Origin of the sequence: Pseudorhodoferax soli (genome assembly GCF_003337555.1) — a bacterium.
Classification (GTDB): domain Bacteria; phylum Pseudomonadota; class Gammaproteobacteria; order Burkholderiales; family Burkholderiaceae_C; genus Pseudorhodoferax; species Pseudorhodoferax soli.
Genome location: NZ_QPJK01000009.1, coordinates 276,792 through 299,905, shown reverse-complemented (window position 1 = coordinate 299,905; position 23,114 = coordinate 276,792). Strand labels below are relative to the sequence as shown.

The 23,114-nt window shown below is 70.4% G+C and carries 18 protein-coding genes; 4 read left to right on the top strand and 14 right to left on the bottom strand.

Annotated elements, in window-relative coordinates:
- Nucleotides 1-4 precede the first annotated feature (4 nt).
- Genes DES41_RS28800 through DES41_RS28770 form a run of 7 tightly spaced genes read right to left on the bottom strand, consistent with a single transcriptional unit; the run spans nucleotide 5 to nucleotide 10,478 of the window.
- A complete protein-coding gene (locus DES41_RS28800; RefSeq protein ID WP_114471048.1) occupies nucleotides 5-3,313 on the bottom strand; it encodes an acetyl-CoA carboxylase family protein in 3,309 nt (1,102 codons plus the stop codon).
- On the bottom strand, nucleotides 3,310-5,007 hold the full coding sequence (locus tag DES41_RS28795) for an AMP-binding protein (RefSeq protein WP_114471047.1): 1,698 nt from the start codon (nucleotides 5,005-5,007) through the stop codon (nucleotides 3,310-3,312). The genes DES41_RS28800 and DES41_RS28795 overlap by 4 nt, the downstream gene beginning before the upstream one ends.
- Nucleotides 5,004-6,047 (bottom strand): ABC transporter ATP-binding protein, encoded by a 1,044-nt coding sequence (locus DES41_RS28790; protein ID WP_114471046.1) that lies wholly within the window; start codon nucleotides 6,045-6,047, stop codon nucleotides 5,004-5,006. The genes DES41_RS28795 and DES41_RS28790 overlap by 4 nt, the downstream gene beginning before the upstream one ends.
- Nucleotides 6,037-7,050 carry an ABC transporter ATP-binding protein gene (locus tag DES41_RS28785; RefSeq protein ID WP_114471045.1) on the bottom strand — a complete coding sequence of 338 codons (1,014 nt, stop codon included), beginning with the start codon at nucleotides 7,048-7,050 and terminating at the stop codon, nucleotides 6,037-6,039. The genes DES41_RS28790 and DES41_RS28785 overlap by 11 nt, the downstream gene beginning before the upstream one ends.
- Nucleotides 7,050-7,943 (bottom strand): ABC transporter permease, encoded by an 894-nt coding sequence (locus DES41_RS28780; protein WP_114471044.1) that lies wholly within the window; start codon nucleotides 7,941-7,943, stop codon nucleotides 7,050-7,052. The genes DES41_RS28785 and DES41_RS28780 overlap by 1 nt, the downstream gene beginning before the upstream one ends.
- Nucleotides 7,933-8,853, bottom strand: a complete 921-nt coding sequence (locus tag DES41_RS28775) for an ABC transporter permease (RefSeq protein WP_114471043.1) — start codon at nucleotides 8,851-8,853, stop codon at nucleotides 7,933-7,935. Before DES41_RS28775 ends, DES41_RS28780 begins: the two co-directional genes overlap by 11 nt.
- Nucleotides 8,854-8,882: 29 nt before the next feature.
- Nucleotides 8,883-10,478, bottom strand: coding sequence for an ABC transporter substrate-binding protein (locus DES41_RS28770; RefSeq protein ID WP_114471042.1), 1,596 nt, complete (start codon nucleotides 10,476-10,478; stop codon nucleotides 8,883-8,885).
- A gap of 200 nt (nucleotides 10,479-10,678) precedes the next feature.
- On the opposite strand from DES41_RS28770, the gene DES41_RS28765 reads away from it, so the two are divergent.
- Nucleotides 10,679-11,914 (top strand): TetR/AcrR family transcriptional regulator, encoded by a 1,236-nt coding sequence (locus tag DES41_RS28765; protein WP_114471041.1) that lies wholly within the window; start codon nucleotides 10,679-10,681, stop codon nucleotides 11,912-11,914.
- Nucleotides 11,915-11,926: 12 nt separating this feature from the next.
- Here DES41_RS28765 and DES41_RS28760 read toward each other — a convergent pair whose 3' ends face one another.
- Nucleotides 11,927-12,514 (bottom strand): CHAP domain-containing protein, encoded by a 588-nt coding sequence (locus DES41_RS28760; protein ID WP_114471040.1) that lies wholly within the window; start codon nucleotides 12,512-12,514, stop codon nucleotides 11,927-11,929.
- Nucleotides 12,515-12,615: 101 nt separating this feature from the next.
- On the opposite strand from DES41_RS28760, the gene DES41_RS28755 reads away from it, so the two are divergent.
- The 3 genes from DES41_RS28755 to DES41_RS28745 all read left to right on the top strand — a co-directional run bounded on the left by DES41_RS28755 (nucleotide 12,616) and on the right by DES41_RS28745 (nucleotide 15,570).
- The gene (locus DES41_RS28755) at nucleotides 12,616-13,275 is read left to right on the top strand and encodes a response regulator (RefSeq protein ID WP_114471039.1); all 660 of its coding nucleotides are present in this window, start codon (nucleotides 12,616-12,618) and stop codon (nucleotides 13,273-13,275) included.
- A complete protein-coding gene (locus DES41_RS28750; RefSeq protein WP_114471038.1) occupies nucleotides 13,247-15,124 on the top strand; it encodes a sensor histidine kinase in 1,878 nt (625 codons plus the stop codon). The genes DES41_RS28755 and DES41_RS28750 overlap by 29 nt, the downstream gene beginning before the upstream one ends.
- Before the next feature lie 113 nt (nucleotides 15,125-15,237).
- On the top strand, nucleotides 15,238-15,570 hold the full coding sequence (locus DES41_RS28745; protein WP_147282977.1) for a hypothetical protein: 333 nt from the start codon (nucleotides 15,238-15,240) through the stop codon (nucleotides 15,568-15,570).
- Here the strand turns inward: DES41_RS28745 and DES41_RS28740 are convergent, their stop codons facing one another.
- Genes DES41_RS28740 through DES41_RS28715 form a run of 6 tightly spaced genes read right to left on the bottom strand, consistent with a single transcriptional unit; the run spans nucleotide 15,571 to nucleotide 23,112 of the window.
- Nucleotides 15,571-16,338: an enoyl-CoA hydratase gene (locus tag DES41_RS28740; RefSeq protein WP_114471036.1), complete on the bottom strand. Its 768-nt coding sequence runs from the start codon at nucleotides 16,336-16,338 to the stop codon at nucleotides 15,571-15,573.
- A gap of 5 nt (nucleotides 16,339-16,343) precedes the next feature.
- Nucleotides 16,344-17,162: an acyl-CoA thioesterase gene (locus tag DES41_RS28735; protein ID WP_114471035.1), complete on the bottom strand. Its 819-nt coding sequence runs from the start codon at nucleotides 17,160-17,162 to the stop codon at nucleotides 16,344-16,346.
- Nucleotides 17,163-17,167: 5 nt separating this feature from the next.
- Nucleotides 17,168-18,385 carry an acetyl-CoA C-acyltransferase gene (locus DES41_RS28730; RefSeq protein ID WP_114471034.1) on the bottom strand — a complete coding sequence of 406 codons (1,218 nt, stop codon included), beginning with the start codon at nucleotides 18,383-18,385 and terminating at the stop codon, nucleotides 17,168-17,170.
- An 11-nt stretch (nucleotides 18,386-18,396) separates the two neighbouring features.
- Nucleotides 18,397-20,877, bottom strand: a complete 2,481-nt coding sequence (locus DES41_RS28725) for a 3-hydroxyacyl-CoA dehydrogenase/enoyl-CoA hydratase family protein (protein WP_114471033.1) — start codon at nucleotides 20,875-20,877, stop codon at nucleotides 18,397-18,399.
- A gap of 13 nt (nucleotides 20,878-20,890) precedes the next feature.
- On the bottom strand, nucleotides 20,891-21,319 hold the full coding sequence (locus tag DES41_RS28720) for a DUF2147 domain-containing protein (protein WP_114471032.1): 429 nt from the start codon (nucleotides 21,317-21,319) through the stop codon (nucleotides 20,891-20,893).
- Entirely contained in the window at nucleotides 21,316-23,112 is a 1,797-nt protein-coding gene (locus DES41_RS28715; RefSeq protein ID WP_114471031.1) for an acyl-CoA dehydrogenase C-terminal domain-containing protein, read from the bottom strand. The genes DES41_RS28720 and DES41_RS28715 overlap by 4 nt, the downstream gene beginning before the upstream one ends.
- Nucleotides 23,113-23,114: the final 2 nt, after the last annotated feature.

The following is a 23,114-nucleotide window of genomic DNA, read 5'->3' as shown; positions in this document are numbered from 1 at the left end:
CGGTTCACCAGGTTTCGATGTGGGTGCGCCGGCGGCCGCTGCGGGCTGGCCGCTCGCGCACGGCCGACTGCAGGCCGTTCGCGATCCAGCGCCGCGTGTCGGCCGGGTCGATCACGTCGTCGATCTCCACGACCGAGGCCATGCTCAGCGCCTTGCCGTGCTCGTACATCTGGGCCACACGCCGCTCGAACTCGGCCTGCTGCGCCTGCGGGTCTTCGATCGCCGCCAGCTCCTTGCGGTAGGCCAGGCGCACCGCGCCCTCCAGGCCCATGCCGCCGAACTCGCCCGTGGGCCAGGACACCGTGAACACCGTGTCCTGGAAGTCGCCGCCGGCCATCGCCAGCGCGCCCAGCCCGTAGCCCTTGCGCAGCACCACCATGACCAGCGGCACGCTCAGCGAGGCGGTGTTGACGAACATGCGCGACACGCGCCGCACCTGCGCCGTCTTCTCGGCCTCGGGGCCGACCATGAAGCCCGGCGTGTCGCACAGCGAGACGATGGGCAGGCCGTGCGCATCGCACAGCTGGATGAAGCGGGCCGCCTTGTCGGCCGCGTCGGCGTCGATCGCGCCGCCCAGGTGCATGGGGTTGTTGGCGATCAGGCCCACGGGCCGGCCCTCGATGCGCACCAGCGCGGTGACCATCGCCAGGCCGAAGCCGCGCCGCAGCTCCAGCACCGAGCCGGTGTCGGCCAGCAGGTCGATGACCCTGCGCACGTCGTACACGCGCAGCCGGTTCTCGGGGATGGCGCGGCGCAGTGCGCGCTGGTCGGCGCACTGCCAGGCCGACAGCGTGCCCTGGAAGTACGACAGGTACTGGCGCGCCGCGGCCGTGGCCGCAGCCTCGTCGTCGACCAGCACGTCGATCACGCCGTTGGCGCTCTGCACATCGGCCGGACCGATCTGCTCGGGCGTGTAGACGCCCAGGCCGCCACCTTCGATCATGGCCGGCCCGCCCATGCCGATGTTGGCGCTGCGCGTGGAGATGATCACGTCGCAACAGCCCAGCAGCGCCGCGTTGCCCGCGAAGCAGCGGCCGTGCACCACGCCGACCACGGGCACCAGGCCCGACAAGTGGGCGAAGGCCTTGAAGGTCGGGATGTCCAGGCTGGCCACCTTGAACAAGGCCTTGTCGGTGTCGCCCGGCCGCCCGCCCCCGCCCTCGGCGAAGAGCACCAGCGGGCGCTCGATGTCGGCGGCCAGCTTGTACAGCCGGTCCTGCTTCTTGTGGTTGAACGATCCCTGGGTGCCGGCCAGCACCGTGTAGTCGTAGGAGACGACCACGGTCCGGGCGCGCTCGGGCCCGAACTCCGCAGCGTTCACCGTCGCCAGCCCGCCGATCAGGCCATCGGCCGGGGTGCTGCGCTGCAGCTGCTCGACCGGGTGGCGGCTGCGCTGCGCGGCGAAGGCCAGCGCGCCGTACTCGGTGAAGCTGCCAGCGTCCACCAGGTCGTCGATGTTCTCGCGTGCCGTGCGCCCGCCCTGGGCATGGCGCTTGCGCACGGCCTCGGGCCGCGCCGCGTCCGCCGTCAGGCGGTGGCGCTCGACCGACTCCGCGAGGTCGGGGCGGATCCGGTCCAGGTCGACCTGTTCCTCGCGCGCATCGGCCAGGGCCTCGCCCTCGCCGGGCTCGACAAAGGCGATGGCCTGACCCTGCAGCAGCACCTCGCCCACGGCCGTGGCCAGGCCGCGCACGGTGCCGTGCCGCTCGGCGACGACCACGTGCTGCATCTTCATGGCTTCGAGCACGGCGATCTGCTGGCCGGCCCGCACGGCATCGCCCTCGCGCACGTCGATGGCGATCACGCTGGCCTGCATGGGCGCGACGACGGCCACGGTGCCGGCCGGTGCCGCCGCGGCGCCCGGCACAGCGCCCGGCACAGCGCCGGCCGCGCCGCTGTCGAAGAAGCCACTGGCCACCGGTGCAGCGGCCTCGCTGGCCAGCAGCTCGGCCATGTGCGCGTCCAGCCAGCGCGTGGAGACATCGTTGGCCTGGACCTCGGGATGGGCCAGCGTGGCGGCCAGGAAGCCCAGGTTGGTCGCCACGCCCTGGATGCGGGTCTCCCCCAGTGCGCGCCGCGCGCGCGCCACGGCATCGGCGTAGCCGCCGGGCGCATGCACGACCAGCTTGGCGAGCAGCGCGTCGTAGTTGCTGCTGGTGCGGTAGCCGGCGTAGCCGAAGCCGTCCACCCGCACGCCGGGCCCGGACGGCAGCTCGTAGGCCGTGAGCAGGCCTGCGGCCGGCAAGGCGCTGCCATCGGCCTGCATGCTCTCCATGTTCACGCGCAGCTGCACCGCATGGCCGCGCGGCGCCGGGATGTCGGCCTGGCGCAAGCCCAGCGCGGCCAGCGTCGCGCCCAGCGCCACGCGGATCTGCGCCTGCACCAGGTCCACGCCGTAGACCGCCTCGGTGACGGTGTGCTCGACCTGCAGGCGCGGATTGGCCTCGATGAAGACGAAGCGGTCGGCGCAGCCGCGGTCGACCAGGAACTCGAAGGTGCCCAGGCCGCGGTACTTCGCCGCGCGCGCCATGGCCAGCGCGGCCTCGGCGATGCGTTCGCGCAGCGCGTTGCCCAGCGTGGGGCTGGGCGCGATCTCGACGATCTTCTGGTGGCGCCGCTGCAGGCTGCATTCGCGCTCGCCGAAGTGCACGACCTCGCCGGTGCCGTCGCCCAGCACCTGGATCTCGATGTGGCGCGCGTCCGCGATCAACTCCTCGCAATAGACCTCGCCGCGGCCGAAGGCGGACAGCGCCTCGGCGCTGGCGCGCGCGTGGGCCTCGGCGATGTCCCCGGCCCGCTGCACGACGCGCATGCCGCGCCCGCCACCGCCGGCGATCGCCTTGACCAGCATGCCGGCGCCGTTCAGCGTGGCGAAGAAGGCCTGTGCGCCGGCCACATCCACCGCGCCGGGGGTGCCGGCCAGCACCGGCACGTCCTGTTCGGTCGCGGCACGGCGTGCACGGGCCTTGTCGCCGAACAGGCGCAGCACATCGGCCGAAGGGCCGATGAAGGCCAGGCCGGCCTGGGAACACGCATCGGCCAGCGCATCGCTCTCGCTCAGGAAGCCATAGCCCGGATGCACCCCGCTGCAGCCCGCGGCCTGCGCCGCGGCCACGATCTGCGCCACGTCGAGGTAGGCCGCGGCACCGCGGCCCGGCAGCAGCTGCGCCGCATCGGCGCGCAGCACATGCAGCGAACGGGCATCGTCGGCAGGGTGCACGGCCACGCTGCGCAGCCCCAGGTCGGCGCAGGCGCGCGCGATGCGGATGGCGATCTCGCCGCGGTTGGCGATCAGGACGGAGGGCGATGTCATAGGAGCTTGGCCAGTTCTTCCTTCTTGACCTTGCCGGTGGCGGTCATCGGGAGCGCGTCGACGAAACGGATCTCGGGCACCTTGTAGCTGGCCATGTTGCGCCGGCACCAGGCGATGAGCTGCTGCTCGTCGACCTCGGCGCGGCGCGCCGGGTCCACGCGGATGAACGCCACGGGCACCTGGCCGCGCTCGGCGTCGGCGCGGCCGATCACGCCCGAGCCGAGGATGGCCGGGTTCTGGCCCAGCAGGGCCTCGATCTCGGCCGGGAACACGCTCATGCCCTTGACCTTGAGCATCTCCTTGCGCCGGCCCAGGAAGTGCAGGTAGCCCATGGCGTCGATGACGCCGATGTCGCCCGTGTGCAGCCAGCCGTCCCGCAGCGCCTGCGCGCTGGCCTCGGGCTTGTTCCAGTAGCCCTTGAGCAGCGAGGGAGAGCGGCAGCAGATCTCGCCCTCCTCGTCCAGGGGCTTGAGCGCGCCGCTGTCGAAGTCGCAGATCTTGAACTCCGTGCCGGGCATGGGAAGGCCGACGAACACGGGCTGGGCCTTGAGGTCGAAGTCCTCGTCCTGCATGCCGGTCGTGAAGGTGTCGCAGGTGTGGGTCTCGGTCATGCCCCAGGCGGCCTCGGCCATGACGGTGCCGGTCAGTGCCTGCCAGCGGCGCCGGTAGTCGATGTTGAGCTTCTTGACGAACGAGGACACGCGCACGCGCTGCAGCGAGCGCAGTGCGTAGCGGGTGGCCTCGGGGTGTTCCAGCAGTTCCACCGCGTTGTCCACCAGCAGGCCGGCCACGTTGACGCGGTAGCGCTGCACTGCCGCCATGAAGCCGACCGGGTCCCAGCGCGCCAGCAGCACGCAGGTGCCCCCGCTGAACACCGGGAAGAGCAGCGCGAAGTCTTCGCCCGCGATCCAGAACACCGGGAAGAAGTTGATGCTGATGTCGTCCGGCGAACCGGGCGAGCCCACGGTGCAGGTGGTGGCTGCGGTGTAGAGCATGTTGCGCTGCGTGTGCACGCAGCCCTTGGGCATGCCGGTGGTGCCGCCCGTGTAGTTGAGCGCTGCGACATCGTCCAGCCCCACCTGCACGGCCGGGCAGGCGCCAGGCTCCTCGGCCAGCGCGCGCAGCAGGTCGATGGTGCCGGGGCATTCGATCTTGGGCTGGCGGATCGACTCGGGCACGGGGATGGTGGGTGCCGCCGGCAGCGCGTCGGCAAAGCTGGTCGTGAAGATGGTGGACAGCGGCGCGCGGTCCTGCACCGCCTGGACCAGCGGCATCAGCTGGTCCTGCACGATGGCGACCTTGGCGCCTGTGTCGTTCAGCTCGTAGACCAGCTCGGCCTCCTTGAACAAGGGGTTCACCGGCACGTGCACGGCCCCGAGCTTGAGGATGGCGTAGAAGGCCACGACGAACTGCGGGCAGTTGCCCAGGAACACGGCCACGCGCTCGCCCTGGCGCACGCCGTGGCGCGCCAGCAGCGCGGCCAGCGCATCGCTCTGCTGGTCGAGCTGGCGGTAGCTGAGTTCAGCGCCGTAGTAGATGAAGGCCGGCTTGTCGGGCTGCAGCGCGGCCCAGCGGCGCAGGTACTCGGTCATCGGCACCTCGCCGAAGCGGTAGGCCGGCGCGCGCGGGATGTCGGCAGGCCAGTGGCGCTGCTGCAGTTGCGCGACATCGCGCAGGTACTCGTCCTGGGTCATGGCAGTGCGGGCTCCAAGTGGGTGCCGGCGCCTGCGGCGGGCGCGGCGGCGGTGGGCGCGCCGGTGGCGCGCGCGGCTTCGACATGGCAGGCGGCCCAGTGCAGCGGCGAGAACGGCGTCGGCACCGGCTTGTCGCTGCGGCAGGCATCGATGGCCTGCGGGCAGCGTGGATGGAACTTGCAGCCCGGCGGCGGCGCCAGCGCGCTGCCGATCTCGCCGCGGATCATGCCCACGGGCAGCGGCACGTCGGGGTCGGGCCGCAGCACCGAGGCCAGCAGCGCGCGGGTGTAGGGGTGGCGCGGTGCACCGAAGACCTGCGCGGTCGGGCCCTGCTCGACCATGTCGCCCAGGTACATCACGCCGACGGCGTCGGCGAAGTGCTCGACCAGCGCGAGGTCGTGGGCGATCAGCAGGTAGGTCAGGCCGTACTGCTGCTGGATGTCCGACAGCAGGTTGAGGATCTGCGCGCGGATCGACACGTCCAGCGCCGAGGTCGGCTCGTCCAGCACCAGCAGGCGCGGCCGCAGTGCCAGCGCGCGCGCGATCGCCACGCGCTGGCGCTGGCCACCGCTGAACTCGTGCGGATAGCGCCGCGCCGCATCCGCCGGCAGGCCCACCACGTCCAGCAGTTCGGCGATGCGCCGGTCGAGTTCGGCGCGCGTGGGCTTCTCGTTGGCCAGGATGGGTTCGGCCACGATGGTGGCCACGCGCAGGCGCGGGTTCAGCGAGGCGTAGGGGTCCTGGAACACGGCCTGCACCTGGCGCCGCCAGGTGCGCCTGTCGGCACCGGCCAGCGAGGCCACGTCGCGCCCGTCGAAGCGGATGCTGCCGGCGCTGGGCGGCTCCAGCCCCAGGATCAGCTTGGCGCAGGTGGTCTTGCCGCAGCCCGACTCGCCGACGATGGCGAAGGTGCTGCCGGCGGGCACGGCGAAGCTCAGCTGCTCGACGGCCTTGACCGGGTTGCGCGAATGCCGCACCTTGAAGTGCTTCTGCAGTCCCTGCACTTCGAGCAGTGGCGTCGCTGGCGTTTCAGGTGGCATGCGGCGCGCCCTCGTGCAGCCAGCAGGCGACGCGGTGGCCGCTGGCGGTTTCGAATTCGGGTGGGTACTCGGCCTCGCAGCGCGCCATGCGCTGCGGGCAGCGCGCGGCGAAGCGGCAGCCGCGCGGCGGATCCAGCAGGCTGGGCGGCTGGCCGCCGATGGAATCCAGCCGCTCACGCGCCTGGCCCAGCCGCGGGATCGAGGCCAGCAGCGCCTGGGTGTAGGGATGGGCCGGCGCGTGGTAGATGCGGCGCACCGGGCCGGACTCGACCACGCGGCCGGCGTACATCACGGCGATGCGGTCGCACATGGACGCGGCCACGCCCATGTCGTGCGTGATCATGAGGATGCCGACACCGGTGTCCTGCTGGATGCGGCGCAGCAGGTCGATCATCTGCACCTGGATGGTCACATCGAGTGCGCTGGTGGGCTCGTCGGCGATCAACAGGCGGGGCTGGCAGGCGATCGCCATGGCGGCCACCACGCGCTGGCGCATGCCGCCGCTGAACTGGTGGGGGTAGTCGTCCAGCCGCTTCTCGGGCGACGGAATGCGCACGCGGCCGAGCACGTCGATGGCGGCGCGGCGTGCCTCGGCGCGCGATGCGGCCAGCCCGTGGTAGCGGAACGGCCCGCCGACCTGGTCGCCGATGGAGTAGACCGGGTTCAACGAGGTCAGCGGGTCCTGCGAGACCATGGAGATGCGCCGGCCGCGCCAGTGGCGCGCCATCTCGCGCTCTGGCACGCCGACGAGGTCGGTGCCGTCCAGCTCGATGCTGCCGCCGGCGATGCGGCCGCCGGGGCGCGGCAGCAGCTTCAGGATGGACAGGCCGGTCATGGTCTTGCCGGAACCCGATTCGCCGACCACGCCCAGCGTCTCGCGTTCGGCGATGTCCAGGTTCACGCCGTCGACGGCGCGCACGGTGCCGTCGCGCACGGCGATGTGGGTCTGCAGGTTGCGGATGCGCAGCAGCGGCGGCTTGGCGGCGGTGGGCAGGGGGTCCATCAGCGTTGCTTCCTCCGCGGGTCCAGCGTGTCGCGCAGCCAGTCGCCCACCAGGTTGGACGCCAGGCAGGTCAGCATGATGGCCACGCCGGGCAGGGTGATGAGCCACCAGGCGTTGGTCATGTAGTTGCGCGCGTCGGCCAGCATCAGGCCCCAGGACACATCGGGCTGCTGGATGCCCAGCCCCAGGAAGCTCAGCGAGGCCTCGAACACGATGACCTGGCCGACCTGCAGCGTGGCCAGCACCAGCAGCGTGTTCGACACGTTGGGCAGCAGATGGCGGCGCAGGATGGTGAGGTTGCTGCAACCGGCCACGCGCGCCAGCGCCACGTAGTCGCGTTCCTTGAGCGAGAGCACCTCGCTGCGGATGATGCGCGCGTACCAGGTCCAGTAGGTGATGACGATCACGACCACCACGGTGGAGAAGCTCGGATCCAGCACCACGGCCACGACCAGGGCCAGCGCCAGCGAAGGGATGGACATCTGGATGTCGGCCAGGCGCATCAGCACCGCATCGACCCAGCCGCCGAAGTAGCCGGCCACCAGGCCGATCAGCGCACCGATGCCGCCCGACAGCACGATCACGTACAGCGCCACGGTGACCGAGACACGGGCGCCCGCGATGATGCGGCTGGCGATGTCGCGGCCCAGGTTGTCGGTGCCGAGCCAATGCGCAGCGCTGCCTTCGGCATGCCAGGCCGGCGGCTTGAAGACGTTGGCCAGGTCCAGCGCGTTGGGATCCCAGGGCGCCAGCGCCTCGCCTCCGATGGCGGCGATGCCCAGCAACAGCAGCAGCCCCAGCGACAGCCAGGGGATGCCGCGCCCGCGCAGGCGGCGCAGCCAGCCGGCGCGCGGCGCATGGGCGGTGGCGGCAAGCGTGGCGTCAGCCTGCATGGCGGATCCTCGGGTCGATGGCGCCGTAGCTCAGGTCGACCAGCAGGTTGGCCGCCACGAACAGCACCGACGTGAACAGCACCCCGGCCTGCACCACCGGGAAGTCGCGCGCGAACACAGCCTCCACCACGGTGCGGCCCAGGCCCGGCCAGGCGAACACCACCTCGACCACGAAGGCGCCGCCCAGCATGGCAGCGAAGTACACGCCCAGCATGGTGACGAGCGGAATGGCGGCGTTGCGGAAGGCGTACTTGCCGACCAGCAGCCACTCCGGCGTGCCGAGCGCGCGGCCCATGCGGATGTAGTCGCTGTCCAGCACGTCCAGCATGGCCGAGCGCACGATGCGCGTCTGCGCCGCCACCGGGTACCAGCCCAGCGCGATGGCCGGCATCAGGATGTGCGCCGGCGTGCCATGCCCGAAGGCGGGCAGCCAGCCCAGGTGCACGGAGAACACCAGGATCAGCAGCAGCCCGACCCAGAAGCCCGGCATGGACTGGCCCAGCATCGCGAAGCCCTTGCCGAAGCTGTCCAGCCAGGTGCCGCGGTACACGGCCGACAGGATGCCCAGCGGCACAGCCAGCGCGATGCTGAACAGCAGCCCGGCACAGGCCAGCTGGATGGTGGCGGGCAAGCGCTCGAGCACCAGCGAAAGCGCCGGCGTCTGCCAGCGGTAGGAGTTGCCGAAGTCGCCGAGCAGCGCGTGCTGGGCGAACAGCAGGTACTGGCGCCACAGCGGCTGGTCCAGTCCCATCGTTTTGCGCATGGCCTCGATCACAGCGGGCGGCGCGTCCACCGGCAGCAGCAGCACGATGGGGTCGCCCGACAGGCGCGAGATGATGAAGATCACGACGCTCGCGCCGATGATGCTGATGAGGCCCAGCCCGAAGCGTTTGAGCAGGAATTGCGGCATCTGTAGAGCCTGGTGCTGACGGCGCCGTCTCAGGGCTGCTTCAGGCCGATCTGCTGCAGGTTGCGCCAGAAGCCCGGCCAGGGCCAGGGCGTGTAGTCGACCTTGTCGCGCCAGGCCAGGGTGACCAGCGGCCGGTAGGTCGGCAGGCCGCCCAGCACGCGCTCGTGCTTGAGCCTGGCCAGGCGCTGCAGCACGGCTTCGCGCTGGGCCGGGTCCATGGTGCGCTTGGCCTCCTCGACCAAGGTGTCGAGCTCCGGGTCGCTGGCGTACGAGTAGCTGCCCCAGCCCTTGCCGGCCACGAAGCTGTGCAGGTGGCCGGCCCAGGCCGTGCCCGGGTCGCCCGGGATGCCCTGGCCCCACATCCAGCTGATGACACCGTCCATCTCGGGCGGGCCATTGCGGCCGCGCCGCCCCAGGTTGATCCAGGCGCCGTACTCCAGGCCCTGCACCTTGCAACGGATGCCGGCGGCCGTGAGGTAGGCGAACATCGCCTCGCCCATCTCCTTGACGTTGGGCTCGCGTGGCGTGGTCAGGTTGTAGCAGTTGGTGTCGAAGCCACGCGGGAAGCCGGCCTGCGTCAGCAACTCCTTGGCCTTGCGCGGATCGTAGGGGTAGGGCTTGAGGTTGGGGTCGTAACCCGCGCCGCCCTTGCCGACCTGCACATAGCGCTCGCCCTGGCCGAACAGCACGGCCTTGACAATGGCGTCCACGTCGATCGCATGGGCCGCCGCCTGGCGCACACGCACGTCGCGCCACGGCGAGTTGGGCACCTGCTCGGCGAAGTCGAGGAACAGGTTGTTGCCCGAGACCACGGTGCTGGTCTGGACCCCGGGCATCTTCTTGACCTCGGCGATCATGGCCGGCGGCACCGCGTCGATCCAGTCGACCGCGCCGGTCTTGAAGGCCGCCACGCGCGTGAGGTCCTCCGGGATGATCTTGATCGTGAGGTTCTTGACCGTGGGCCGCGCGGTCTTGTGCCAGTAGTCGTCGAAGGCCTCGAGCTTGAGCTCTTCCTTGACGCTGCGCGAGACGAACTTCCAGGGCCCGGTGCCGACCGGCGCCTTGGCGAAGCCTTCCTCGCCGACCTTCTCGAAGTAGGCCTTGGGCATGGCCCACAGCTGCAGGTTGTCGGCGATGTAGGAGCCGTCGCCTTCCTTGAAATGGATCTTGAACTGGTGGTCGTTGACCACCTCGAAGCGCTCGACCGCGGCCTGCAGGTGCGACCAGCGCGACTGCGCGGGATCGGCCAGGCGCTTCTGCGAGAACTCGAAATCGCGCGCGGTGAGCGGGTCGCCGTTGTGGAACTTCACGCCCTTGCGGATCTTCACGTCGAGCACGGGCTTGCCACCGACATCGGTCACCTCCCAGGACTCGGCCAGCCAGTTCACGCGCTTCTGGCTCGGATCGGGCTTGACCAGCTGTTCGAAGATCTGGCCGATGAAGTAGGTGTCGACCCCGGCGGAGTACTTGACGGGATCCAGCGTGGTGGCCTCGGCCGCGAAGGCGATGGTCAGGCTGCCGGCGGCGGGCTTGACGGCCTGCGCCGTGGCCAGCGGGCCGGCAAACGCCAGCGTGGCGGACAGCGCGAGCACACGCATCGCGGGAAATGGAATCCGCAGGGCCATGTCTTGTCTCCGTTGGGGCCATCGGTTGCACGACGCCAGGGCGCCGCACACCAAAAACCGTTTATTCGAAAAGTCGCAATGCGATGACAACACTTCCAGCTAGAGCCGAGTATCGGGAATACCCTCTGTTCTAAAACTGTCTCAAACGCGACATTGGCGCGACTTCGAACCGCTGTCCTGGCAGCTCTGCCCCCTCCTCCATGACGCCAAGCCCAGACGCCGCCGAGCGGACCCGCAAGTTCACGCACAAGCGCGAGGCCGTGCTGGCGGCCGCGGCGGATCTGTTCAACCAGCGCGGCGTGAAAGGCGCCGCGCTGGCCGATGTGGCGGCCAGCGTCGGGCTGGTCAAGAACAGCGTGACGTACTACTACCGCAAGAAGGAGGACCTGGCGACCGCCTGCTTCCTGCGTGCGATCGAGGTGCACCACGCCTTCATCGCGCGGGCTGCCGCGCACGCCACCGTGGCCGAGCGTGTGACCGCGCTGTTCACGCAGCTCGCGCAGCGCCTGGCGGCGGTGGAGGCCGGCACCGAGCCCGCGCTGATCCTGTTCCACGACTTGCGCGCGCTGCCGCAGCCCATGCTCGAGCAGGTGTTCACGGCCTACACGGAGATGTTCCGCCGGGTGCGCGACCTGTTGCGCGGGCCGGAGACGGCTGGGCTGTCGCGCGAGGCGCTGAACGCCCGTGGGCACATCCTGCTGTCGACGCTGAACAGGCTGCGCGAGAACGTGCAGCGCCACGAGCCGCAGGAGTACGGCCGCATCGCCGAACGCGCGGCCGACATCGTGCTGCGGGGCATGGCGAGCCCGGACGCCGCCTGGGCGGACAGCGGCGCCGAGCAGGCCTGGGTGCTCGACGCCGCGGCCGACATGGCACCCGGCTCGTTCCTGCGCTCGGCCACCGAGCTCATCAACGAACAGGGCTACAAGGGTGCGTCGGTCACGCGCATCGCCGAGCGGCTGCAGTTGACCAAAGGCGCCTTCTACGCCCGCCACGAGGCCAAGGACGATCTGGTCTCGCAGTGCTTTGCGCACACGTTCGCCGTCGTGCGCAAAGCCCTGAACCTGGCGCAGGCCACACCTGGCAGCGCCTGGGACCAGCTGTGCCTGGCCACGCGGGGCCTGGTGCTGTTCCAGCGCTCGCCGGCCGGCCCGCTGCTGCGGATGACGGCGATCTCGGCGCTGCCCGATCCGGTGCACCGGGCCCGCATCCTCGACGAGAACAACCGACTGACCGAGCGCATGACCAGCCTGGTCGTGGAGGGCGTCATGCAAGGCTCCGTGCGGCCGCTGGACGCTTCGCTGGCGGCCCAGATCGCGCTCAATGGCATCAACGCATCGGCCGAACTACAACGCTGGTCGCCCCCGTCCTGCGCCGCCAACGTGGCCGCGCTGTACGCCAGGCCTCTGCTGGGCGGCTTGCTGCAGCCTGGCTGACCCGCGTGGCGCTCAGCCCGCTCCCATGAAGCGGCAGTAGAGGGTTTGCCGATGCTGCTCGAAGGCCGCGGGCGCGGTCTCCCGGATCGCATCACCGGCCGGCGCCAACGCGAAGTTGTCGGCCGAGCAATGCAGCACGCGGAGCGCGCGGCCCGCGCCATCGACCGCGGTGACGATGCCGATGTGGCCGAAACGCGCGTCGACCGGCTTCGGATAGACCACGAGGTCGCCCACCGACGCCTCCGGGCGGTGCACGAAGGCGCGCTGCGGGCCGGAGGCATCGGCCCAGACGCTGTCGGTGTTGATCCACGCGCCCGTCGGCCGCCGGCGCGGGATGCCGAGCGCCCAGCACACGAAGCCCGAGCAGTCGCACGCAGGCACCACCAGATCGGGATCGGTCGGGTCCAGGCCCGCCGCCTGGGCGATCGGCAGCAGGCGCGCACGTTCGTCGGCGGGCAGCCCGGGCCAGGCGCGGCCCACGGCCAGCTGCGTCGTGCAGTCGGGGGCGCCGGGATCGGTGCCGCCGGCGCCGGCCCAGTACAGGATGCGGCGTTCGGTCATGGAGCGGGCGCGGGCGATCAGCTTGTCGGCATCGGTCATGGTGCACCTTAACGCGCAGCCTGGCTCCGAGGCCATCCCGCGGACACGCGATGGCGCCCCCCTCACCCGCTGGCAGAATGGCCGGGCCCCTGGAGTAACGAATGGCCATTGAGGTGCTGATCGTCGAGGACGAGCCCGAGTTCATGCGGCGCTTCGCCGATGCCGTGCTCTGCGACCCCGGTCTCGCCCTGCTGGGCGCCGTGTCCAATGGCCACGCCGCCAAGGCTGTGCTGGATCGGCAGCGGCCCGATGTGCTGCTGGTCGACCTGGGACTGCCCGACATCAGCGGCATCGAGGTCATCGGCCATGCGCAGCAGCGCCACCCCGATTGCGACGTGCTGGTCGTCACGATGTTCGGGGACGACGCGCACGTGGTGGCGGCCATCGAGGCCGGTGCCGCCGGCTACCTGCTCAAGGATGCCGCGCCCGAACGCATCGCGGCCGCAGTGCACGAACTGCACGCCGGCGGCGCGCCGATCAGCCCCAGCATCGCGCGGCGCATCCTGTCGCGGTTGCGCGCCGGCGCGCCGGCCGGCACGGCTTCCCGCCCGATGCCGCTGGAGGCGGCGTCTCCATTGACGGCGCGCGAAACGGAGCTGCTGCGCATGGTCGCCAAGGGCCTGAGCTTCGAGACCATCGGCGAGCTGCTGGACATCTCGCCGCACACGGTGGTCGCCCACGTGAAGAAGATCTACCGCAAGCTGGCCGTGCACTCGCGCGGCGAAGCGGTGTATGAAGCTTCGCAGCTGGGCCTGCTGTAGCGTGCTGTGGCTGGCCGCCTGGCTGGCGGCCGGCGCGGTGCAGGCGCAGACGCTGGAGCCCACGCAGGCCCAGTTGCTGCGCGCCGACAGTGCGCAACCGCCCGCCCCGGGCGATCCACGCTGGCAGGTGGTGGCGGTGCCCGATGCGCAGAAGGCGCCGGCCGTCTGGTACCAGCTGGTCTTCCCGCTGCCAGACGGTGCGGTGCAGGCCATGCAGGACGACGCCTGGGTGCTGTACCTGCCCTACCTGTACGGCGGCGGACGCGTCTGGCTGAATGGCCAGCTGATCGGCGCCGTGCCCGAGACCAGCGAGCGCAACCGCGTGCGCTGGGAGCGCCCGCACCTGCTGGCGCTGCCGCCGAGCCTGCTGCACAGTGGCGCCAACCTGCTGCAACTGCGCGTGGCGGCCTCGCAGGCGCCCGCCGCGGCCATGCTGCCGCGCCTGGTGCTCGGACCGCAGAGCGCGCTGCAGCAGCAGTTCGACCAGCGGCTGTTCTTCGTGCGCACGGTGCCGGTCATCACCGTTGTCGTGTCGCTGGTGGCGGGCTTGTTCGCGCTGTACATCTGGTCGCGGCGCCGGGGCGAAACGCTCTACGCCATCGCCGGGCTGGTCGGCGTGATCTGGGCGCTGCGCACCACCACGTTCGTGTTCGACGTGCTGCCCGCGTGGGCATGGCCGATCTGGCGGCTCGTCTACCACGCCAGCAACGGCGGCTTCATCGTGCTGCTGAGCTTGTTCGCACTGCACCTGGCGCGCTGGCAGCGGCCCTGGCTCGTGCGCCTGCTCGTCGGCTGGTGGGCGTTGGGCCCGCTGGTCTACGTGCTCGGCGGCGCCAGCCCCGGCGCAGAGGAGTGGGTCGCCCGCTGGTGGGTGGCCGGGCTGATCCCGATGGGCGTGCTGGCGGCGCTGGTGACGGTGCTGGCTGCCTGGCGCCGCCCTTCGGCGGGCTACATCGTCATTGCCGCGGTCTTCGTGCTGACCCTGCTGTCGGGCGTGCACGACTACCTGATGGCCGTGCAGTCGGCATGGTTCGCCGCGCTGCTGCCGCAGTGGAGCGCACACCGGTTCTTCCTGCTGCACTACGGTGCCAACCTGCTGCTGTTGACGATGGGCGGCCTGATCACGCTGCGCTACGTGCGCAACCTGCGCGCGCTGGAGGAATCGCACCGCACGCTGGAGGCCCGCGTGGCCGCCCGCGAACTGGAGATCGCCGCCAGCTACGCCCGCATCGCCGCGCTGCAGCGCGAGCAGGCCGCCACCGAGGAGCGCCAGCGCATCATGCAGGAGCTGCACGACGGCCTGGGCGCGCAGCTGTTCACCTCGCTGCTGCGGGCCGAGCGGGGCGCGCTCGACGCGCCGCAGATGAGCGGCATGCTGCGCGCGGCCATCGACGAAATGCGCGTGGCACTGGATGCGCTGGGCTCGGACGAAAGCGACTTCGCCACCGCTTGGACCGATTTCCGCTTCCGCTGGGACGCCCGGCTGCGCGAGGCCGGGCTGGCCACCCACTGGCGCCAGGACCTGCCGGACGAGGCCCTCCCGCTGCCGCCGCACAGCACCCTGCAGGTGCTGCGCATCGCCCAGGAGGCGCTGACCAACGTGCTCAAGCATGCGCACGCCGGGGCCGTGGAAGTGGCGCTGGCCTGGAACGGCGGCCTGCTGCATCTGGAGGTGGCCGACGACGGCGTGGGCATGGCAGCGGCCGGCGGCTCGGGCCACGGGCTGGCCAACATGCACGCCCGCGCCGCGCGCCTGGGCGGCCGGCTGCGCCGCCTGCCGCGTGCGCACGGCTGCTGCTGGCAGCTGGAGCTGCCCCTCGCGCAAACACGCGATGGACTGCCGCACTGACGGCATTCCCGCCACGGCCGCCGGTTCCTAGAGTCTGGGCATGCGCCGCTGTCCGGCGCCGGAGACCACGCCATGCCTCTTCACCCGCCGGCCCCACAGCCGACCGATCGCCCATGACGACGCCGTGGTCCATGGGCATGCCCGATGGCCCGCTCGCGTTGATCGCCTGGGCCTACCTGCTGACGAACGCGGTGCGCATGTTCACCTACGTGCCGCAGATCGTGACGGTGTGGCGCTGCCAGGACGGCGCGCGCTCGCTCTCGCTGCTGACCTGGTGGTCCTGGGTGCTCTCGCACATCACGGCCATCGCCTACGGCGTGCTGGTGGTGCGCGACCTGCCCTTCCTGATGATCACGCTGATCAACCTGGCAGGCTGCGGCGCGGTGGCCGCGATTGCCATGCGCCGGCGCGCGCAATGGCGGCGCCGAACGCTGTGCACGGCCTGATCAGAGCTTGGAGAAATCGGGCTTGCGCCGCTCCATGAAGGCGCCGAAGGCCTCGCGCGCGGCCGGCTCGGCCAGCATGCGGCGGAACAGTGCGCCCTCTTCGTCCATGCGCGCGAGCACCGCGTCGGCGCTGGTCTTCTTGAGCAGGCGCTTGGTGGCAATGAGCGAAGTCAGCGGCTTGGCCGCCAGCTTGCGCGCCTGGGCCTGCGCCAGCGCGTTGGCTTCCGACGGCGGCACCACGCGGTTGACCAGCCCGACCTCCAGCGCCGCTTCGGCCATGAAGGGCTCGCCCAACAGCAGCGCCTCGGCCGCGCGGTGGTAGCCCATCATCTGCGGCACCAGCAGGCTGGAGGCTGCCTCGGGCACCAGGCCCAGGTTCACGAAGGGCATCGAGAAGGCCGCGTTGTCGCCGGCATAGACCAGGTCGCAATGGAACAGCATGGTGGTGCCGACGCCAACCGCCGGGCCGCAGACCGCCGCCAGAAGCGGCTTGGAGAAGCCGGCGATGCCGCGCAGGAAGCGGAACACGGAAGACTCTTCGCCGCTTGGCGGCGCATTCAGGAAGTCGCCGATGTCGTTGCCGGCGCTGAAGATGGTCTCGTGGCCCTGCAGCACCGCCACGCGCTGCGCCGGGTCGGCATCGGCCGCGGCCAGCGCATCGGCCAAGGTGGCATACATCGCGGCCGTGATCGAGTTCTTCTTGTCGACGCGGTTGAAGGTGATGGTGGTGACGCCGGCCTCGGCGTGAACCAGGATGTCATCGCTCATGGCGCTCACTCCTTGTAGTAGACGATCTGGTGGGAGCTGGCCAGCAGTTCGCCGGCCTCGTTCCACAGCTGTGCGGTCTGGTCGAAGAACCCGTTGCTGAAGGCCTGTCCACGCGCCTGGCCGAACAGGTAGCCCGTGCCGCTGCGCGCGAGCATGGCCGCATCGGCGTGGAAGTAGGTGGTGATCGACACGGTGCCGGCGGGCACACGCGTGGCGCGGCGCAGCCACACCCGCGGGAAGAACACGTCGGCCAGCGCGGCCAGGGACAGGAAGTCGAGCGGGCGCTGCGGATCGTCGCGCATCCACATCTGCGTGAGGCTGTCGGTGCCGCCACCGTCCCACGTCGAGGGCACGGCGCCCTGCACGACGCGCATGTCGTAGCGCTTGAGCCATTCCACGCCGAACGGGTTGAAGCGCCCGCAGTCCTGCGGGGGCGCCGCAGACGGCATGGCCGTGTCGTTGAGGCTCCAGGTGTCGCGGCGCGCGGCCGTCACGGCCGTGGCGGTCAGCACGGTTTCTTCCGCGCCGTCGGCCCCGGGCTGGGTCATGGCCATGGTCCAGTGCTGGGTCGAGCGGTTGGTGCGCGCCGGCACGGCGGCCAAGCGGTAGTCGCCCGGCCCCAGCGCGGCCGCGTAGTTGACCGTCAGCGCGATCGGTGCGCCCAGCAGCTGCGGGTGCGACAGCACGCCGTTCAGCGCGCTGGCCGCCGTGATGCCGCCGAACGGGCCGACCATGTTGGCCCAGGCCGGATGCGCGGCGCCGCGGAAGGTGTGCTCGCCGTCCGGCCGCAAGGCCACGGCCTGGTCGAAGAAGTGTTCGCTCATGTCCCTTAGATTCTCTCGAAGATCCCGGCAGCGCCCTGCCCCATGCCCACGCACATGGTGACCATGCCGTACTTCAGATTCTTGCGCCGCAGCGCATGCACGACTGTCGCAGACCGGATAGCGCCGGTCGCGCCCAGCGGGTGGCCGAGCGCGATGGCGCCGCCCATGGGGTTGACCTTGGCCGGGTCCAGGCCCAGCGTGTTGATCACGGCCAGGGATTGGGCGGCGAAGGCTTCGTTGAGCTCGATCCAGTCGATGTCGCCGAGTCGCAGGCCGGCGTTGCGCAGCGCGGCCGGGATCGCCTCGATCGGGCCGATGCCCATCAGGTGCGGCGGCACGCCGCGGCTGGCGTAGCCGACGAAGCGCGCCAGCGGCTTGAGGTCGAACTGCTTGGCCGCGCGCTCGCTGACCAGGATCAGCGCGCCGGCGCCGTCCGAGGTCTGCGAGCTGTTGCCGGCCGTGACCGAGCCGCGTGCGGCGAACACGGGACGCAGCCTGGCCAGTCCTTCGGCACTGGTGTCGGGGCGCGGGCCTTCGTCGAGCGACAGCGTTCTGCGCTTCTCGATGGTGGTTCCACCCGCCGAATTCGCCAAGTCTGCCGTGCGGTCGACCGCCTCGATGGGCGTGATCTCGGCCGCGAACGCGCCGGCCTGCTGGGCCTTCAGCGCGCGCTGGTGCGATTCGACCGCGAACGCGTCCTGCGCGGCGCGCGAGACCTTCCACTGCTGCGCCACCTTCTCGGCCGTGAGGCCCATGCCGTAGGCGATGCCGTAGTCGTCCAGCCTGTCGGTGTCGGCGAAGATGACAGGCGACAGCGAAGGCGAGTTGCCCATCATGGGCACCATGCTCATGCTTTCGGTGCCGGCGGCGATCATCACGTCGGCCTCGCCCACACGGATGCGGTCGGCCGCCATCTGCACGGCCGACAGGCCGGAGGCGCAGAAGCGGTTGACGGTGATGCCGCCCACACTGTGCGGCAGCCCGGCCAGCACGGCGCCGATGCGCGCCACGTTGAGGCCCTGCTGGGCCTCGGGAATGGCACAGCCGCAGATCACGTCTTCCACGCTCTTGGGATCGAGGCCGGGCACCTGGGCCATGGCGGCGCGCAGCACGGCGGCCAGCATCTCGTCGGGCCGCAGGTTGCGCAGCGTGCCGCGGTGCGAGCGTCCGATGGGTGTGCGCGTGGCGGCGACGATGTAGGCGTCTTGAACCTGTTTGCTCATGGTCTTCTCCTTCAATTGCGCAGCGGCTTGCCGGTGTTCAGCAGACCCAGGATCCGTTCCTGCGTCTTCGGGTGCACGATCAGCGCGCAGAAGGCCTGGCGCTCCAGTGCCATCAGGTACTCCTCGTCGACCAGCGTGCCCGCATCCACATCGCCGCCCGTCACCACGCCGGCGATGAGTCCCGCGATGTGAAAGTCGTGCTGGCTGATGAAGCCGCCGTCGCGCATGTTCACGAGCTGGCCCAGGATGGTGGCCTTGCCGTTGCGCCCGGCCACGGGAAACTGCCGCTTCAGCGGTGGTCGCCAGCCGGCGTTGGCCATGGCCTTGGCCTCGGCCAGCGCCACGTAGAGCAGTTCGTCCTTGTGCGGCACGACGATGTCGGAATCGAGCAGGTAGCCGAGCTGGCGGCTCTCCAGCGCGCTGGTGCCGACCTTGGCCATCGCCGCGGCCGTGAAGCCCTCGGACACGAACTTGAGCAGGTCCTTGTCGGTCGAGGTGGCGGCGTTCTCGGCCGCGCGGCGCGCGATGTACGTCAGGCCACCGGCGCCGGGCACCAGGCCCACGCCGACCTCCACCAGGCCGATGTAGCTCTCCATGGCCACCACGCGGCGCGCGCTGTGGATGGCCAGCTCGCAGCCACCGCCCAGCGCCAGGCCGCGGATGGCCGAAACCACGGGCACGGCGGCGTAACGCAGCCGCAGCATGGTCTGCTGCAGGAAGCCCTCGGCATCCTCGATCGCCGCCACGCCCACGGCCATGAAGGCCGGCAGCATGGATTGCAGGTCGGCGCCGGCCGAGAACGGCTCGTCGCCCGACCACACCACCAGGCCCTGGTAGTCCTGCTCAGCCAGTTCGACGCCGCGCGTGAGCGCCTCGGCCACCTCCGGGCTGATGGCGTGCATCTTGGTCTTGATGCTGGCGATCAGCACCTCGTGGTCCAGCGTCCACAGGCGCACGGAGGCGTCTTCGTGCACCGTGGTGCCGGCCGTGGCGAAGCCTTGTGCGCCATCGCCGAGCACGCCTTCGGGGAAGAGCTGGCGCGCGTGCACGGGCAGGCGGCGCAGCGGCTCGAAGCGTCCCGTGGTCGGGTTGAACGAACCCTCGGGCGTGTGCACGCCACCGGCCTGCGCGACGGGGCCTTCGAACACCCACTGCGGCAGCGGCGCCTTGGACAGCGCCTTGCCGGCGTCGATGTCTTCCTGAACCCATCGTGCAACCTGCAGCCAGCCGGCCTCCTGCCAGAGCTCGAATGGGCCCTGGCGCATGCCGAAGCCCCAGCGCATCGCGAAGTCCACGTCGCGCGCGGTGTCAGCGATGGAGGCCAGGTGCACGGCTGCATAGTGGAAGCTGTTGCGCAGGATGGCCCACAGGAAGCGGCCCTCGGCGCCCTCGGCCTCGCGCAGCAGCTGGAGGCGCTGCGCGGCGGGCTTTTTGAGCATGCGCTCGTAGACGGCGTCTGCCTTCTGGCCGGCCGGCACGTAGTCGCGGCTTTCCAGCTCGAAGCGCAGCACCTCGCGGCCGACCTTCTTGTAGAAGCCGGCCTTGGTCTTCTGGCCCAGGTTGCCGAGTTCCAGCAAGGCCTTGAGCGCGGGCGGCGTGGCGAAGCTGCCGTAGAACGGGTCGGTCTCGGCCGTCAGTGTGTCCTGCAGCGTCTTGATCACGTGGGCCATGGTGTCCAGGCCCACGACATCGGCCGTGCGGAAGGTGCCCGAGGAGGCGCGGCCCAGCTTCTTGCCCGTGAGGTCGTCGACCACGTCGTATGTCAGGCCGTGGTTCTCGACCTCTTTGATCGTGCCCAGCATGCCGGCCACGCCGATGCGGTTGGCGATGAAGTTGGGCGTGTCCTTGGCGCGCACCACGGCCTTGCCCAGCGTGCTGGTGACGAAGGTTTCCAGGTCGTCGAGGACCTGCGCGGCCGTGGCCGGCGTGGGGATCAGTTCCACCAGCTGCATGTAGCGCGGCGGGTTGAAGAAGTGGATGCCGCAGAAGCGCGGCGCAACAGCGGCCGGCAGGGCCTCGCCCATCTTGGTGATCGACAGGCCAGAGGTGTTGGACGCGACGATGGCGTGCGGCGCCAGGTGCGGCGCGATCTTGGCGTAGAGGTCCAGCTTCCAGTCCATGCGCTCGGCAATGGCCTCGATCACGAGGTCGCAGCCGGCCAGCAGAGCGAGGTGCTCCTCGTAGTTGGCGGGCTGGATCAGTGTGGCCTCGTCGGCCAGACCGAGCGGGGAAGGCTTGAGCTTCTTCAAGCCCTCGATGGCCTTGAGCGCGATGCCGTTCTTCGGGCCTGCGCCGCCGCCGGGCCGCCCCAAGGCGGCGCCGGCCCCCTCGGGGGGCAGCGAACCTCGCGAAGCGGGGAGCGTGGGGGCATCGTTTGCCGGCAGGTCGAACAGCACGACGGGCACGCGCACGTTGACGAGGTGCGCCGCGATCTGCGCGCCCATGACGCCGGCGCCCAGCACGGCGACCTTCTTGATTCTGAATTTCGACATGTTCTTTCCTTGTTCAGGGCTGGCGCAGCCAGGTCTGGGTGCGCCAGAACGGGCCGATCGACCCGCGCACCTCGAGCCGGGCCCCACCCTCGATGGGCGTGAGACGCAGCGTGTAGACCTTGCCGGACTCGGGGTCGAGGATCTTGCCGCCTTCCCAGACCTCCTTGCCCTCGGCCTTCTTCGCGCCGCGGATGATCTCCAGGCCCACCAGGGGCTGGTCCTTGCGGTCGTCGGTGCATTCGGTGCAACGCGCCTGCGGATCGGCCTCCTTGCGCAGCAGCTTCTCGATGCGGCCACTGAGCTGGCCGCCCTGCTCGCTGATCTGCATCTGCGCCTTGGCCTCGCCCGTCTTGTCGTCCACGCTGTGCCAGCGGCCCACGGGCGTCATCTGCGCCTGTGCGGCCAGGCCGCACAGCAGCAGGGTCAGCGGCAGCAGCCTCATGCCAGCGCCGCGTCCGTGTCCATCAGCACGCGGCTGCCGGCGCGCGCGGTGCGCATCAGCGTGGCGGTCTCGGGGAACAGCTTGGCGAAGTAGAAGCGCGCGGTCTGCAGCTTGGCGGTGTAGAACGGGTCGGTGCTGCCATCGGCGATGGCGCGCAGCGCGGCCTGGGCCATGCGCGCGAAGAAGTAGCCGAACACCAGGTGCCCTGCCACGCGCAGGTAGTCGACAGCGGCAGCGCCGACCTCGTCGGGGTTCTGCAGGCCCTTGAAGCCGATCTCGGTCGTGAACTTGGTGAGCTGCTCGCCCAGCACCGCGATCGGGTTGATGAACTCGGCCATCTTCTCGTTCACGCCTTCCTCTTCCACGAGCGCGCCGACCAGCTTGCCGAACTTGCGCAGCGCGGCGCCCTGGTCGCCCAGCACCTTGCGGCCCAGCAGGTCGAGCGACTGCACGGTGTTCGTGCCCTCGTAGATCATGTTGATGCGGTTGTCCCGCACGAACTGCTCCATGCCCCATTCCTTGATGAAGCCGTGGCCGCCGAACACCTGCATGCAGGCGTTGGTCGCGGTGTGGCCGTTGTCGGTGATGAAGGCCTTGACGATGGGCGTGAGCAACGCCACGAGTTCGTCGGCGTTCTTGCGCACCTTCTCGTCCGGATGGTGGTGGGCCTTGTCCAGCAGCAGCGTGCAGTAGATCTGCAGCGCGCGGCCGCCTTCGGCATAGGCCTTGGCGGTCAGCAGCATCTTGCGCACGTCGGGGTGCACGATGATGGGATCGGCGTCCTTGTCCTTTGCCTTGGGGCCGGACAGCGAGCGCATCTGGATGCGGTCCTTGGCGTAGGCCAGCGCGTTCTGGTAGGCCACCTCGGTCAGGCCGAGCGACTGGTTGCCCACGCCCAGGCGGGCCGCGTTCATCATCACGAACATGGCGGCCAGGCCCTTGTTGGGCGCGCCCACCAGGGTGCCGATGGCGCCGTCGATGGCGATCTGCGCCGTGGCGTTGCCGTGGATGCCCATCTTGTGCTCCAGGCCGGTGCAGAAGATCGGGTTGCGCGCGCCGAGCGTGCCGTCGGCGTTGACGTGGAATTTGGGCACCAGGAACAGGCTGATGCCCTTGCTGCCCTTGGGCGCGTCGGGCAGGCGGGCCAGCACCAGGTGGAGGATGTTCTCGGCCATGCCGTGCTCGCCGGCGGAGATGAAGATCTTGTTGCCGGTGAGCTTGTAGGTGCCGTCGGGCAGCGGCTCGGCCTTGGTGCGCAGGAGGCCGAGATCGGTGCCGCAGTGCGGCTCGGTCAGGCACATGGTGCCGGTCCACTCCCCGCTCGTGAGCTTGGGCAGGTAGGTCTTCTTCTGCTCCTCGGTGCCATGCGCGGCCAGCGCCTCGTAGGCGCCGTGCGAGAGGCCGGGGTACATGGTCCAGGCCTGGTTGGCGCTGTTGAGCATCTCGTACAGGCACTGGTTCACCACGTAGGGCAGGCCCTGGCCGCCGTAGGCCGGGTCGCAGGACAGTGCCGGCCAGCCGCCTTCCACGAACTGCGCATAGGCCTCCTTGAAGCCCTTGGGCGTGGCGACCTCGTGCGTGGCCTGGTCCAGCGTGCAGCCCTCGGTGTCGCCGCCGATGTTGAGCGGGAACGTCACCTCGGCGGCGAACTTGCCGGCTTCTTCCAGCACCGCGTTGATGGTGTCGGCATCGACCTCGGCATGGCGCGGCATGGCCTTGTATTCGTCGCCGACGCGCAGCACCTCGTGCAACAGGAACTGCATGTCGCGCAGGGGGGGCGTGTAGCTGGGCATCT